General features: G+C 62.8%; 11 protein-coding genes. 6 read left to right on the plus strand and 5 right to left on the minus strand.

All coding sequences use genetic code 11. From position 1 onward, the window contains the following. Positions 1–24: 24 nt before the first annotated feature. The 4 genes from H7F36_RS18070 to H7F36_RS18085 all read right to left on the minus strand — a co-directional run bounded on the left by H7F36_RS18070 (position 25) and on the right by H7F36_RS18085 (position 3916). Positions 25–1239: a branched-chain amino acid ABC transporter substrate-binding protein gene (locus H7F36_RS18070; RefSeq protein ID WP_187052103.1), complete on the minus strand. Its 1215-nt coding sequence runs from the start codon at positions 1237–1239 to the stop codon at positions 25–27. Between the two features lie 139 nt (positions 1240–1378). Next, positions 1379–1945 carry a hypothetical protein gene (locus H7F36_RS18075; protein ID WP_187055158.1) on the minus strand — a complete coding sequence of 189 codons (567 nt, stop codon included), beginning with the start codon at positions 1943–1945 and terminating at the stop codon, positions 1379–1381. Beyond that, the gene (locus H7F36_RS18080) at positions 1945–2382 is read right to left on the minus strand and encodes a DNA polymerase III subunit chi (protein WP_187052104.1); all 438 of its coding nucleotides are present in this window, start codon (positions 2380–2382) and stop codon (positions 1945–1947) included. Before H7F36_RS18080 ends, H7F36_RS18075 begins: the two co-directional genes overlap by 1 nt. Before the next feature lie 28 nt (positions 2383–2410). Then, on the minus strand, positions 2411–3916 hold the full coding sequence (locus tag H7F36_RS18085; protein ID WP_187052105.1) for a leucyl aminopeptidase: 1506 nt from the start codon (positions 3914–3916) through the stop codon (positions 2411–2413). Between the two features lie 21 nt (positions 3917–3937). Here H7F36_RS18085 and lptF point away from each other — a divergent pair, with 21 nt between their 5' ends. The 6 genes from lptF to H7F36_RS18115 all read left to right on the plus strand — a co-directional run bounded on the left by lptF (position 3938) and on the right by H7F36_RS18115 (position 8977). Beyond that, positions 3938–5065: an LPS export ABC transporter permease LptF gene (gene lptF / locus H7F36_RS18090; protein WP_187052106.1), complete on the plus strand. Its 1128-nt coding sequence runs from the start codon at positions 3938–3940 to the stop codon at positions 5063–5065. Next, positions 5062–6168 (plus strand): LPS export ABC transporter permease LptG, encoded by a 1107-nt coding sequence (gene lptG, locus H7F36_RS18095; RefSeq protein ID WP_187052107.1) that lies wholly within the window; start codon positions 5062–5064, stop codon positions 6166–6168. The genes lptF and lptG overlap by 4 nt, the downstream gene beginning before the upstream one ends. Before the next feature lie 2 nt (positions 6169–6170). Then, positions 6171–6545 (plus strand): sirohydrochlorin chelatase, encoded by a 375-nt coding sequence (locus H7F36_RS18100; protein ID WP_187052108.1) that lies wholly within the window; start codon positions 6171–6173, stop codon positions 6543–6545. Between the two features lie 64 nt (positions 6546–6609). Beyond that, positions 6610–7551 carry a CysB family HTH-type transcriptional regulator gene (locus H7F36_RS18105; protein ID WP_187052109.1) on the plus strand — a complete coding sequence of 314 codons (942 nt, stop codon included), beginning with the start codon at positions 6610–6612 and terminating at the stop codon, positions 7549–7551. Then, entirely contained in the window at positions 7548–8711 is a 1164-nt protein-coding gene (locus tag H7F36_RS18110) for a pyridoxal phosphate-dependent aminotransferase (protein ID WP_187052110.1), read from the plus strand. The genes H7F36_RS18105 and H7F36_RS18110 overlap by 4 nt, the downstream gene beginning before the upstream one ends. 107 nt (positions 8712–8818) lie before the next feature. Next, positions 8819–8977 (plus strand): DUF3309 family protein, encoded by a 159-nt coding sequence (locus tag H7F36_RS18115; protein ID WP_187052111.1) that lies wholly within the window; start codon positions 8819–8821, stop codon positions 8975–8977. 79 nt (positions 8978–9056) lie between these two features. Here H7F36_RS18115 and hrpA read toward each other — a convergent pair whose 3' ends face one another. After that, entirely contained in the window at positions 9057–13112 is a 4056-nt protein-coding gene (gene hrpA / locus H7F36_RS18120; RefSeq protein ID WP_187052112.1) for an ATP-dependent RNA helicase HrpA, read from the minus strand. Between the last annotated feature and the right edge of the window lie 38 nt (positions 13113–13150).

Genomic DNA, 13150 nt, shown 5'->3' on the forward strand with positions numbered 1-13150 from the left:
GCCGCGAAGGCTGATCAGCCTCTATCAGCGAACCACAGCGATCTGTTCGCGCTTGCCGGCCTTGTACGTGTACAGGGTCAGCGCGCCGTTCTTGATGTCGCCCTTTTCGTCGAAGGCGATCGGGCCGGTCACGCCCTTGTAGTTGGTCTTGCCAACTTCAGGCAGGTACTTTTCCGGGTCCGACGAACCGGCGCGGACCATGGCGTCGGCCAGGATCTCGACGGCGTCGTACACGTACGGTGCATAGATCTGCACATCGACGCCGTTCTTGGCCTTGAAGTCGGCCTTGAACTTTTCCAGAGGCGCCTTGAAGTCGCCGTCGACACCGCCGGCTTCGGCGCAAACCACCATGTCTTCACCGATCGCATCGCCGGCCAGCTTGGCCAGTTCGCCAGTGCACAGGCCGTCGCCGCCCATGAACTTGACGGTCATGCCGAGTTGCTTGACCTGCTTGAGCATCGGGCCGGCAACCGCGTCCATGCCGCCGAAGAACAGCACGTCGGGCTTGGTGCCCTTGAGCTTGGTCAGGATGGCGTTGAAGTCGGTCGACTTGTCGGTCGTGAACTCATGTCCGACGATGGTGCCGCCCGCCGCCTTGACTGACTTTTCGAACTCTTCAGCCACACCCTGGCCATAAGCAGTGCGGTCGTCGATCACGGCAATATTCTTGCCCTTGAGCGTTTCGACTGCGTACTTGCCCAGCGTGCCGCCGAGTTGCGTGTCGTCGGCCACCACGCGGAACGTGGTCTTGAAGCCTTGACGCGTGTACTTGGGGTTGGTGGCCGATGGCGAGATCTGTGGAATGCCAGCGTCGCTGTACAGCTTGGAAGCCGGGATGGTGGTGCCCGAATTCAGGTGACCGACGATGCCGTTGACCTTGGCGTCGACCAGCTTTTGCGCCACAGCGGTGCCTTGCTTCGGATCGCCAGCATCGTCTTCTGCGAGGAGTTCGAACTTGGCAACCTTGTCGCCGATCTTCAGGTTACGCGAGTTCAGGTCTTCGATGGCCATCTTGGCGCCGAACTCGTTGTCCTTGCCAAGGTGGGCGATCGGGCCGCTGGTCGGGCCGACGTGACCGATCTTGACGATCAGTGCGTCGGCAGGAGGCGCTGCAGCAGGTGCGGCAGCGGTAGTGGCCGCCGGCGCAGCGGCAGGAGCGGCAGCTTCTTCTTTTTTGCCGCAAGCCGCTAGCGTCAGCGCAGCCATTGCGACCGCAGTCACAGTCCATTTCAATTGCATGGGAAACCTCCAGAACATTGATGAAGAATTACGTAAAAACCGGTCTTTCGATCCGGGCGTGAAATTCCGAACAATTTGTTCAGCAAGTTTCGCGCCGCGGACCGGGGACGCCCCTGCGCCAGCCGACCCGGCGCGCAGTTTAGCCGACGGATTGTGGGCCGAAGGCTGGCACAGACCCTGTGTTGTCGGAAAGCTCTTTCGACAGCGCCTCGACCACCAGCGACCGCAAGACGCCTTCAATTTCGCTGCGCAAGCGCGGCACCATCGCATCGAGCTGTTGCTGAACTGCAGCTGACACCGCGTCGCTCAAACGCTCCTCCAATGACAGGTCGATACGCTGCAGCACGCGGTGCATCAATTGCTCTTCGAGGCCAAACGCATCGGCGTCCGACAAGGCATGTACATCGATGGCGATCCGGTTTTCCGGCGGCGGGCTGGAGGCTGCGTCCGAAGCGAAGGGCGCAGGCGGCCCGGCTACGTACGCCTCATCCGCTGTCTGCGCCATGTCAGCGGCGATACCGACCATCGCCGTCGCAATCGCGGCCTGGCGTGCCTCCGCCGACGGCGTGTGCTGTGCCTCTTCTTCGGACATCAGTGGCAGTGGCAGCGGAAGGGGCGATGGCAGCGCGTGCGGCTCGGCCAGCATGTCGAGCACCGTGGTCAACGTCGGCACGAAGCGCGGCGGCGTGCGCTGGTTGCTGGCCATCAGGCAGTTGCCTCCCCGAAGTCGTGCCGCTTGATTGAATATCCGCGGTCGGCATAGTGCCGCCATCGCGCACGTGCCAGTTGCCGGTCTTGTGCATCGCTGCTGACGATGTCGATCAGTCGATCGAAACGCTCGAATCCAATCGGCAATGCGTTGCCCAGATTGACCAGCACCTGCCGATGGGGCGGCGTCCCCATGTCGGCGCCCATAAGCACCACGGGCGAGCGCGCCACCACGTGCGGTGCACTGTCTGCCCGGCAATGCGGCACGAAGTCGACTGCCGAAAAGTCCCACAGCGCAGCATCGATCGCATCGAGCGTTGCCGCATCCGCCACCACCACAAGCCGCGCATCGTGCTTGCCGACAGCCTTGCGCAACAGCCGGCAGGCGTGGTGCACCTTGTTCGGCGCGTTGAAATGAAAGTCGATTTCGGTCACGCGGCGATCGTTTGACAGATCGGAAGAATCAAGCGCCAGGACGCGCTTTGCGGCCGGCCTTGCGCGGCGCCACAGCCGGCGTGGCTGCGATCGCCATGCCGACACGACTAACCAGATAAGACACCAGCAAGCCGACCGGCCGGCCGGTCGATCCTTTGGCGGCGCCGCTCTTCCATGCACTGCCGGCAATGTCCAGATGGGCCCACGGAAACCCGTCGACGAAGCGCTGCAAAAACTTGGCCGCCGTCACCGCACCGCCGGCGCGGCCCGCGATGTTGGCGACGTCTGCAAAGTGGGTCTTCAGGCCCTCGGCGTATTCGTCATCGAGCGGCATGCGCCAGCAGCGGTCGAGCGATTGCTCGCCGGCGGTTTCAAGCGCCTTCGCCAACACGTCGTCCGGAGAAAACAAGCCGCTGCGCACGCCACCCAATGCGACAACGCAAGCGCCGGTGAGCGTCGCGATGTCGATGACCGCCGCCGGCTTGAAGCGCTTCGCATAGGTCAGCGCGTCGCACAGGATGAGGCGCCCTTCTGCATCGGTGTTCAACACTTCGATGGTCTGGCCGCTCATGCTCGTGACGACATCGCCCGGCTTCAGCGCCTTGCCGTCGTTCATGTTTTCGCAGGAAGGAATCAGCCCGACCACGTTGATGGCCGGCTTGAGTTCGCCCAGTGTGCGAAACACGCCGAGCACGCTCGCCGCACCACACATGTCGAACTTCATCTCGTCCATTTCGGCAGCCGGCTTGAGCGAAACGCCGCCGGTGTCGAAGGTGATGCCTTTGCCGATGAGCACGACGGGCGCTTCGTCTTTGGCGCCGCCGCTGTACTGCAGCACGATGAAGCGCAGCGGCTCCGACGAGCCTTGCGCCACCGCTGCAAAAGAGCCCATGCCGAGTTTGGCGACCTCTTTCGGGCCGAGCACCTCGCACTTGATGCGCGGCAGATCGGCCAGCTCTTTGGCGGCGTCTGCCAGCATCGTCGGGGTGCAATAGTTGGCCGGGCGGTTGCCCCATTCCTTGGCCAGTTCGATGCCCGAGATTGTCGCGTTCGCTTCAGCAAACGCGCCGGCCAGCGACGCGGAGTCCGGCACGCCGAGCGTTACATGCCGCAGTGTGCGCGGCTCGGGCTTCGACTTGGTGGTCGTGTAGACGTAGCTGGCATCGGCGGCGGCAAGCATCGCGCTGTGCAGCGCACCGGCCTCGGGCGCTTTCGCGAAGACCATGGCCAGGCGTTTGGTGCCGACGCCTTTCGCAGCGTTGATTGCAGCGATCACCGCGCTGCGCACCTGCGCCGGCTGACCGTTGCCGATCGACACAAGGACGACGCGCGGCGCTGCAATGCCGACCGGGTGATACAGGCTCAGTAGCTTGCCGGCCTTGTCGGGGAAGTCCCCCGCGAGTCGCGCGGCGGATGCGATGACCGACAAAGCATCGTTGTCCGCGATTGCACCTTCGGGCACGAGGAAGACAAGCGCGTCGGCTTTTTCGGATGCAGCCAGGCTGCTGGTGAGGGTCTTGAGTTGGAAGTCCATAATCCTTTTTTTCCCTCGACGATGTTATTCCATTCCTCCCTACGTAGAGAGTTGTCTCGCAGCTTCGGCGCGACACTCGTCGTGCTGGTCACCATCGTGATGACCATGATGCTGATCCGTACGCTCGGGTTGGCCGCCAAAGGCAGTGTCAACCCATCCGAGGTGTTCCTCGTGATGAGTTACACGGTGCTCGGCTACCTGCCGACCATCCTGAGCCTGAGCCTTTTCGTCTCGATCGTCGGCACCTTGTCGCGCATGTACCGTGACAGCGAAATGGTGATCTGGTTTTCGAGCGGCCGGGGTCTGGCGGACTTCGTGAAGCCGATCTTCAGCTTCGCCTGGCCGGTGTTGTTGCTCATCCTGGCGCTTGCGCTCATCGGCTGGCCCTGGGCCAATTCGCAGACACAGGGGATGCGCGCCCAGTACGAGCGCCGCAGCGACATAGAGCGGGTATCGCCCGGCGAGTTCGTCGAATCGGCGGGCCGCATGCGGGTGTTCTTCATCGACAAGGACACACCCAATGCCAACACCGCATCGAACGTGTTCATTTCATCGATCGAGCGCAGCCGGCAGATCGTCACGTCGGCGCGAAGCGGCCACATGGAAGACATCGACAAGGCGCGCTATTTGATGCTGGAAAATGGCCAGCGCGTCGAACGCCCGCTCGACAAGTCGGGCCTGAAGATCAGCGAGTTCAAGACCTATGGCGCCCGAACCGGAGTCAACACCTCCGACTCGGCCGATGACGCTCCCGCGCGTTCGCGTCCCACCCTCATGTTGTTGGCGCGACCCACGCCGGAAAACATGGGTGAACTCGGCTGGCGCATCGGCATGCTACTGGCTGGCATCAACTTCGTGCTGCTGGCCTTGACGCTTTCGAGTGTGAATCCGCGAGTCGGCCGCAGCGGCAACCTGCTCTTCGCGCTGTTCGCTTTCGTCGTCTATTACAACCTCATCAATCTTGGCCAGGGCTGGGTGACGTCGGGGCGTTACAGCTTCGTCGGCTTCATGGTGGCGCTGCACGGCGGCGTGCTGGCGATCAGCCTGACTTGGCTGTCAGCGCGCCATCAGAGCTGGAGCCTGCGACGGCTGTTCCAACGTGCACCTGCGCCCTCGCATTCGTCTGCGTCATCGTCATCGTCCACGTGAAAACAATTCGTCGCCTGATCTACGCCGAAGTGCTGAAGGCGGTTGCTTTCGTCACCCTCGGCTTCTTGAGCCTGTTCTTTTTCTTCGACTTCGTCGACGAGCTTTCCGGCATCGGTAAAACGGGCCTGGGATACGGCCTGCCGCAGGCGCTTCTTTTCGTGACTTTGCAAATCCCGGGACATCTGTACGAGCTGCTGCCCATCGCGGTATTGATCGGCACGATTTTCGTCATGGCGCGGCTCGCGCAAAGCTCCGAATACACGATCCTCCGAACCAGCGGACTGGGCCCCTGGCGCGCCTTGCGCACGTTGCTTGTGCTGGGCTTGGGATTCGTCGTGCTTACCTTTGCCATCGGGGATTACGTCGCTCCGTTCACGGGCAGCACGGCACAACTCCTGAAGGCACGCTATCAGGGTTACATAGCGACCGCCGGCATCACGGGTGCATGGCTGAAAGAACGGCGCGACGACAAGTCGTATGCCGTCAATGTCGCGTCGATTCGGCGCGATGGCACCTTGACCAACCCTCGCATTTTTGAATTCGATGCCGATGGCTTCATTGCCAAGCAGATATCGGCCACCTCTGCGCGCGTCGTTGGCAAAGAGTGGGTTCTCACCAACGTCGAGCAGCAAGACTACAACACGCGAAACACCGTCGACAAGGGTCGAATCGGCATCGTGCAGATGCCCGAAATGCACTGGCCGACGACTCTCACCAACGAGATGGTGTCGGTCGCATTGCTCAAGCCAGAGCGCATGGCGACCATCGACCTCTTCGAGTACATCAGGCATCTCGATGCCAACGGACAGACCGCGCAACGCTACGAAATCGAGTTCTGGCGCAAGGTGTTCTATCCACTCTCGTGTCTTGTAATGGTGGTGCTGGCGCTGCCCTTCGCTTATCTGCACTTTCGGCAAGCCGGCATCACGAGCTACGTGTTCGGCGGCGTGATGATCGGGATCAGTTTCTTCATGTTGAACAACGTTTTCGGCTATCTGGGGAACCTGAGCAACTGGTGGCCGTGGATGACGGCAGCAGCGCCGGGACTTATCTATTCCGTGATGTCGCTGGCAGCGTTCACATGGCTGGTATTGAGGCGTTAAGAATGAACGATGTGGTCATAGTTGGCATTGTGTTGTTCGCGCACGGCTCGAGAGACGCGCGGTGGCGCGCACCGGTCGAGGCCGTCGCGCGGCGCATGACCGAACTCTCGCCGGGTGCGCCGGTGGTTTGCGCCTACCTTGAGCTGATGGCGCCCGACTTGCCGACAGCTGCCGCAGGGCTGCTCGCACAAGGCGCACAGGCCGTGCGCATCGTTCCGCTCTTCTTGGGCATCGGCAAGCACGTTCGCGAGGACTTGCCGGGGCTGATCGATGGACTGCGCGCCGCGCATCCCGGCGTGACGTTTTCGTTGCAAACAGCGGTCGGCGAAGACATTCGAGTCGTCGAACTGCTGGCGCAAATCGCCCTGCACGGCTGACCCTGCGCAACGCTCCATAGATTGCAGAAGGCATAATAAATCCGACAATAAGACGGAATTTGTTATGAATCTCCACCAGTTCAAGTTCGTGCAGGAAGCCGTGCGGCGTAACCTGAACCTGACCGAGGCCGCGAAGGCGCTTCACACCTCGCAACCCGGCGTCTCCAAAGCCATCATCGAGCTCGAAGAAGAGCTTGGCGTCGAGATCTTTGCGCGACACGGCAAGCGGCTCAAGCGTGTGACCGAGCCGGGCCAGCATGTGCTGGCCAGCATCGAATTGATCATGCGCGAGGTCGGCAACCTGAAGCGCATCGGCGAGCAGTTCAGCGCCGAAGACAGCGGCACGCTGTCGATCGCTACCACCCACACCCAGGCGCGCTATGTGCTGCCGGTACCGGTCGCCAAGCTGCGCGAGGCCTATCCGAAGGTGAACGTGAGCCTGCACCAGGGTTCGCCCGATCAGGTGGCGCGCATGGTCATCGACGAGATCGCCGAGATCGGCATCGCCACCGAATCGCTGTCTGACTACAGCGAACTCGTCACCCTGCCCTGCTACGAGTGGCAGCACGTGCTGGTGCTGCCAAAGGACCATCCGCTGGCAGCCAAGGAGCGCGTGTCGCTCGAAGATTTGGCGACCGAGCCGCTCATCACATACCACCCGTCGTTCACCGGCCGCACGCGCATCGACGCGGCCTTCGCGCAGAAGAAGCTGTCCCCGCGCATCGCGCTCGAAGCCATCGACTCCGACGTCATCAAGACCTATGTGCGCCTGGGCCTGGGCGTCGGCATCGTCGCGGAGATGGCGGTGCGCGACGACACCAATGCCGATTTGGTGGTGAAGCCGATGGGCCACATCTTCGGCACCAACATCGCTCGGGTCGCATTCAAGCGCAGCGCCTACATGCGCAATTTCGTCTTCAAATTTGCCGAGTTGCTGAGCGACCGGCTCGACCGCAACCTTATCGCCAAGGCCCTGTCGGGCCATCATCAAGACTACGAACTATGAGCGCTGTTCTTCGCACACCTGAGGTCGGTACCAAGCTACCTCAGGTCGGCACAACGATCTTCACCGTGATGTCGGCATTGGCCGCTGAAAAGGGTGCGGTCAATCTGGGCCAGGGCTTTCCGGATTTCAATTGCGACCCAAAGCTGATCGCAGACGTGACAGCAGCCATGGCGGCCGGCCACAACCAGTACCCGCCCATGCCGGGCATCGCCACACTGCGCGAGGCGATCGCTGCCAAGGTCACGGCGCTCTACGGCCACAGCTACAACGCGGCGAGCGAGATCACCGTCACTGCCGGTGCCACGCAGGCCATCATCACCGCCGTGCTGGCCGTCGTTAGGCCGGGCGATGAAGTCATCGTGCTGGAGCCTTGCTACGACAGCTACGTGCCCAACATCGAGCTGGCCGGCGGTACGGTGGTGCGTGTGCCCCTCACGCCAGGCACGTTCCGGCCCGACTTCGAAAAGATTTCCGCCGCGATGACGCCGCGTACACGCGCCATCATCGTCAACTCGCCGCACAACCCGAGCGCGACCGTGTGGACCGAATCCGAGATGCGCCAGCTCGACGCGTTGCTGGCGCCGACCGAGGTGCTGCTCATCAGCGACGAGGTCTACGAGCACATGGTCTACGACGGTGCGCTGCATCAGAGTGCTGCCCGTTTTCCAAGCCTCGCGGCGCGCGCCTTCATCGTGAGCAGCTTTGGCAAGACCTATCACGTGACCGGCTGGAAGGTCGGCTACGTCGCGGCACCGGCCGTGCTCACGACCGAATTCCGCAAGGTGCATCAGTTCAACGTGTTCACGGTCAACACGCCGATGCAGCACGCACTGGCCAACTTCATGGGCGATGCGGCGCCCTACCTCGAGCTGCCGGCGTTCTATCAGCACAAACGCGACCTGTTTGCCGCCGGCCTCGCGAAGACGCGCTTCAAGTTGCTGCCGAGCGCCGGCACTTACTTCCAGTGCGTCGAAATCGGCGAGGTCAGCGACCTGGGCGAAGCGGAGTTCTGCCAATGGCTCACCAGCGAGATCGGGGTCGCGGCGATTCCGCTGTCTGCCTTCTATGGCGATGGATTCGACCAACGCGTGGTGCGCTTTTGCTTTGCCAAGAAAGACGAGACGCTCCAAACCGCGCTCGATCGGCTCGCCAGGCTCTGACACGTTTCGTAGGCGTCCCCTGACTGCCAAAGGCGATGCATTCCCTAGGCCAAAGGGGATATCAGACAGAACATAGGGACTCTTTTTAATGCCCTTCGGAGAACCCCATGTCTGTCTCGCTCATCGTGCTTGTCCTCGTCATCCTGCTGCTGGTCGGCGCCCTTCCTACTTGGGGCCACAGCCGCAATTGGGGCTACGGCCCGAGCGGCGGCCTGGGCCTGGTGCTGATCGTCGTCATCGTGCTGCTGCTGATGGGCCGCATATGAAGGCGGCTCGCTAAGACACTGAAGCGCGCTCCGGCGGGCTTTTTTGCGCGCGCTCGATCCTGCATTGAACGACTTGGCGTCACGTATGCAGTTGCGTCCAGGCCTTGTCGAGTCTCTTGATGCTCACCGGCTGCGGCGTTCGGAGTTCCTGCGCGAAGAAGCTGACGCGCAACTCCTCGAGCAGCCATCGAAATTCGCTCATACGCTCGTCGGTGACCCCCTTGCGCTCGGCAAACAGGCGCCAGTAGCGCTGTTCCTGCGGCCTGAGTTCAGCCAGCTTGGCGGCGTCGCGGGCCGGGTCGGCACGCAACTTGTCGAGCCGCAAGGTGATGGCCTTCAGGTAGCGCGCGAAGTGCTGCAATTGCGGCCAGGGCGTGTCGGCCAGGAAGCGCTTGCCCATCAGCCGTTGTAATTGCTGCGCGGCGTCCGCCGTTGCGTCGGGCTGCACCTTGGTGTCCTTGATTTTGCGTACCGCCACCGCATAGTCGACGAGGATGATGCCCGTCAGCCGTGCCACTTCGTTGGCAATCAAGGTAAGGCGGCCGCGGCCCTCTTCGATGCGCCGCTTGAAGGCGAACTCGTCGGTCGGCAGCGGCTCCTGCAGGAACGCCCGATCGAGCGCGACTTCGATGATTTGCAACCGCAATTCGTCGGCAGTGCCAAGCGACATGTAGGCGACCGCCATCTTCGGCAAATCAGGGATGTTCTTTTCGAGGTACTTGAGCGCATCTTTCAGCTGCAGCGCCACAAGCCGACGCAAGCCGGCACGGTGCTTGGACGCTGCCACTGCTGGTTCGTCGAAGACCTCGATGGTGACTGCGTCGCCGGCATCCAGCAACGCCGGAAAACCGATCAGTGATTGCGAGCCGCGCCGAACTTCCATCAACTCCGGCAGCTCGCCGAAAGTCCATGCCGTGTAGCGCTGTCCTGCAGGCAGCGATGGTGCGGGCGTCGCATTGCTGCGTGTGCCCGGCTCGGCCTTTCCCGTTGGCTTCTTGTCGGCACCGGCTTGCGCATCTGCAGCATCCGGCGCCGTCGTGACCTTCACGTTGAGCCCGGCCAACGCCTGGAACGCGCCACGCGCCTGCGCGCCCAACTCTGCCTTCAGTGCGCCGAGGTTGCGCCCCATGCCGAGTTGGCGTCCATGCTCATCGACCACCCGCAGATTCATGAACAGGTGCGGCGGCAGCATGTCGAGCTTGAAGTCGGCGCGCATCACATCGATGCTGGTCATGTCGCGCACGCGCTTCAGCAGCACATCCGTCAGCGAGCCGGCACCGAACACCTCAGGCACCGACAACGCTTCGAGCAGCTTTTCAGCCGTGGCGGGCAGCGGCACCAAGCGCGAACGCGGACGCTGCGGCAGGCTTTTCAGCAGTGCCTGGATCTTGTCCTTCAGCATGCCGGTAACGAGCCATTCGCAGCGTTCTTCGCTCACCTGGTTGAGCACGAAGAGCGGCACGCTGACGGTGAGCCCGTCTTTCGCATCGCCCGGCTCGTGAAGATACGTCGCCGCGCAATCGACACCGCCCAGCCGCACCGTTGGCGGAAACGATTGCGTCGTGATGCCGGCGGCCGTGTGCCGCATCAGTTCGTCGCGCGTAAGGTACAAGAGGCGCGGCTGATCGTGCGAAGCGTGCCGGTACCAGTTTTCGAAAGTGATGCCGCTCGCCACGTCGGCCGGCAACTGCGCGTCGTAGTACGCGTAGATGAGTTCGTCATCGACCAGCACGTCCTGCCGGCGCGCCTTGTGCTCCAGACCTTCGACCTCGCGCACCAGCTTGCGGTTGGCGACCAGAAACGGAAACCGGCTCTCCCACTGCCCGCCGACCAGCGCTTCGCGAATGAAGATTTCGCGGGCCGCCACCGGGTCGACCTTGGTGAAGTCGACGCGCCGACCGCTGTACACCACCAGGCCGTACAAAGTCGCCCGCTCCAAGGCGGACACCTGCGCGCCCTTTTTTTCCCAATGCGGATCCAGCAGCTGCTTTTTCAGCAGATGACCACCGACTTCTTCCAGCCATTGCGGTTCGATGTTGGCAATGCCTCGACCGAAAAGTCGCGTGGTTTCAACCAGCTCCGCGGCGACGATCCAGCGGCCCGGCTTCTTGCGCAGGTGCGCGCCCGGATGCGGATAGAACTTGATGCCCCGCGCGCCCAGGTAGTCGCCGGACTGTCCTGAACCCGCTGACGGATCTTCCATTTTCCAGCCAATATTGCCGAGCAGTCCGGCCAGCATCGACAGGTGCAATGCGTCATAGCTGGCCGGCTGCGGATTGAGTGGCCATTTGTGCTCGGTAACGACCGTCAGCAGTTGCGAATGCGTGTCGCGCCATTCGCGAACGCGCCGTATGTTGACGAAGTTCTGCCGCAGCAACTGCTCGTATTGGCGGTTGCTGAGCTTGTGGGTCGGAGCGACCTCCGCGGCGCTCGCCGCTGCCGGCGCGGCCATGCGCTGGGCGATCGACAGCACGGCGGCGCTGGGCCGCTTCGCCTCACTGCCGTGCATCTGCCGGCGCGTCATCGGTGCATTGCCGCCACGCGCATCGCCGAGCCACTTCCACAGCGTGAGGTAGCCGCTGAACTCGCTCTTCTCGTCGTCGAACTTGGCGTGTGCCTGGTCGGCCTGCTGCTGCGCCTCCATCGGCCGGTCGCGCACGTCCTGCACGCTGAGGGCCGACGCAATGACCAGCACCTCTTCGAGCGCGCCGCGTGACCGTGCCTCCAGGATCATTCGGCCGACACGCGGGTCGAGCGGCAGGCGCGCCAACTCGGCACCGGTCGCGGTCAATTCGTTGTTGTCGTCGACCGCGCCCAGCTCGTTGAGCAGCTGATAGCCATCGGAAATCGCGCGCGGCGATGGCGCTTCGAGAAACGGAAACTCCGAGACGTCGCGCAGCCGCAGCGACTTCATCCGCAAGATGACGCCCGCCAGCGATGAGCGCAGGATTTCCGGGTCTGTGAAACGCGGCCGACCTTCGAAGTCTTTTTCGTCGTAGAGCCGGATGCAAATGCCGTCGGCGACACGGCCACAACGGCCGGCACGCTGGTTGGCCGCCGCCTGGCTGATCGGCTCGACCAGCAGCTGCTCGACCTTGCTGCGAAAGCTGTAGCGCTTGACGCGCGCCGTGCCGGTATCGATGACATAGCGCGTGCCTGGCACGGTGAGCGAGGTTTCGGCCACGTTGGTGGCCAGCACGATGCGCCGCCCGGTGTGGCCGTCGAAGATGCGGTCCTGCTCGGCCGGCGAGAGACGCGCAAAGAGCGGCAGCACCTCGGCATTGCGCATCAGCGGGCTGTGGCTCAGATGCCCGCGCAGATAGTCCGCCGCCTCTCGGATCTCGCGTTCACCCGGCAAGAAGACCAGGATGTCGCCGACGTGGTGCGGATCGCGCCAGAGTTCGTCGACCCCATCGGCGATCGCGTTGTTGAGGTCGTACTCGCGCGACTCTTCGTAAGGCCGGTAGCGCTGCTCGACCGGGAAGGTGCGACCCGAGACATAGATGATCGGCGCCGGCCCGTTGCGTGACGCAAAGTGCGTCGCAAAGCGATCGGCGTCGATGGTGGCCGACGTCACGATGATTTTCAGGTCGGGCCGTCGCGGCAGGATTTCGCGCAGGTAGCCGAGCAAAAAGTCGATGTTCAACGACCGTTCGTGCGCCTCGTCGATGATGATCGTGTCGTAGGCCTTCAGCAATGGATCGGTCTGCGTCTCGGCCAGCAGGATGCCGTCGGTCATCAGCTTGACCGAGGCGTCGCGGCTCAACCGGTCCTGGAACCGCACCTTGAAGCCGACCACGTCGCCGAGCGGCGTCTTCAGTTCTTCGGCAATGCGCTTGGCCACCGAGCTGGCTGCAATCCGTCGTGGCTGCGTGTGGCCAATGAGCTTGCCCTGCCCCGGCGGCTTGTTCAGCTTGCCGCGGCCGAGCAGCAAGGCGATCTTGGGCAACTGCGTGGTCTTGCCCGAGCCGGTCTCTCCGCACACGATCACGACCTGGTTCGCCTCGATGGCAGCGGCAATTTCGTCGCGCCGGGCAGACACCGGCAGCGATTCGGGGAACTCGATCTTCAGTGGCGACCGAATGGCAGAGGCGACGGGATTGGCTTTGGCGGGAGCGACGGGAGGAGAACTCATGAGATCGCCAATTATCTCACTTCAGTCGCATTTCACAT

The organism is Variovorax sp. PAMC28562 (genome assembly GCF_014303735.1).
Lineage (GTDB): Bacteria > Pseudomonadota > Gammaproteobacteria > Burkholderiales > Burkholderiaceae_C > Variovorax.

Coding starts and splice junctions, on each gene's coding strand:
- H7F36_RS18070 (WP_187052103.1), bottom strand. CDS start 1,239: ATGCAATTGAAATGGACTGTGACTGCGGTCGCAATGGCTGCGCTGACG.
- H7F36_RS18075 (WP_187055158.1), bottom strand. CDS start 1,945: ATGGCCAGCAACCAGCGCACGCCGCCGCGCTTCGTGCCGACGTTGACC.
- H7F36_RS18085 (WP_187052105.1), bottom strand. CDS start 3,916: ATGGACTTCCAACTCAAGACCCTCACCAGCAGCCTGGCTGCATCCGAA.
- lptF (WP_187052106.1), top strand. CDS start 3,938: ATGTTATTCCATTCCTCCCTACGTAGAGAGTTGTCTCGCAGCTTCGGC.
- H7F36_RS18100 (WP_187052108.1), top strand. CDS start 6,171: ATGAACGATGTGGTCATAGTTGGCATTGTGTTGTTCGCGCACGGCTCG.
- H7F36_RS18105 (WP_187052109.1), top strand. CDS start 6,610: ATGAATCTCCACCAGTTCAAGTTCGTGCAGGAAGCCGTGCGGCGTAAC.
- H7F36_RS18110 (WP_187052110.1), top strand. CDS start 7,548: ATGAGCGCTGTTCTTCGCACACCTGAGGTCGGTACCAAGCTACCTCAG.
- H7F36_RS18115 (WP_187052111.1), top strand. CDS start 8,819: ATGTCTGTCTCGCTCATCGTGCTTGTCCTCGTCATCCTGCTGCTGGTC.
- hrpA (WP_187052112.1), bottom strand. CDS start 13,112: ATGAGTTCTCCTCCCGTCGCTCCCGCCAAAGCCAATCCCGTCGCCTCT.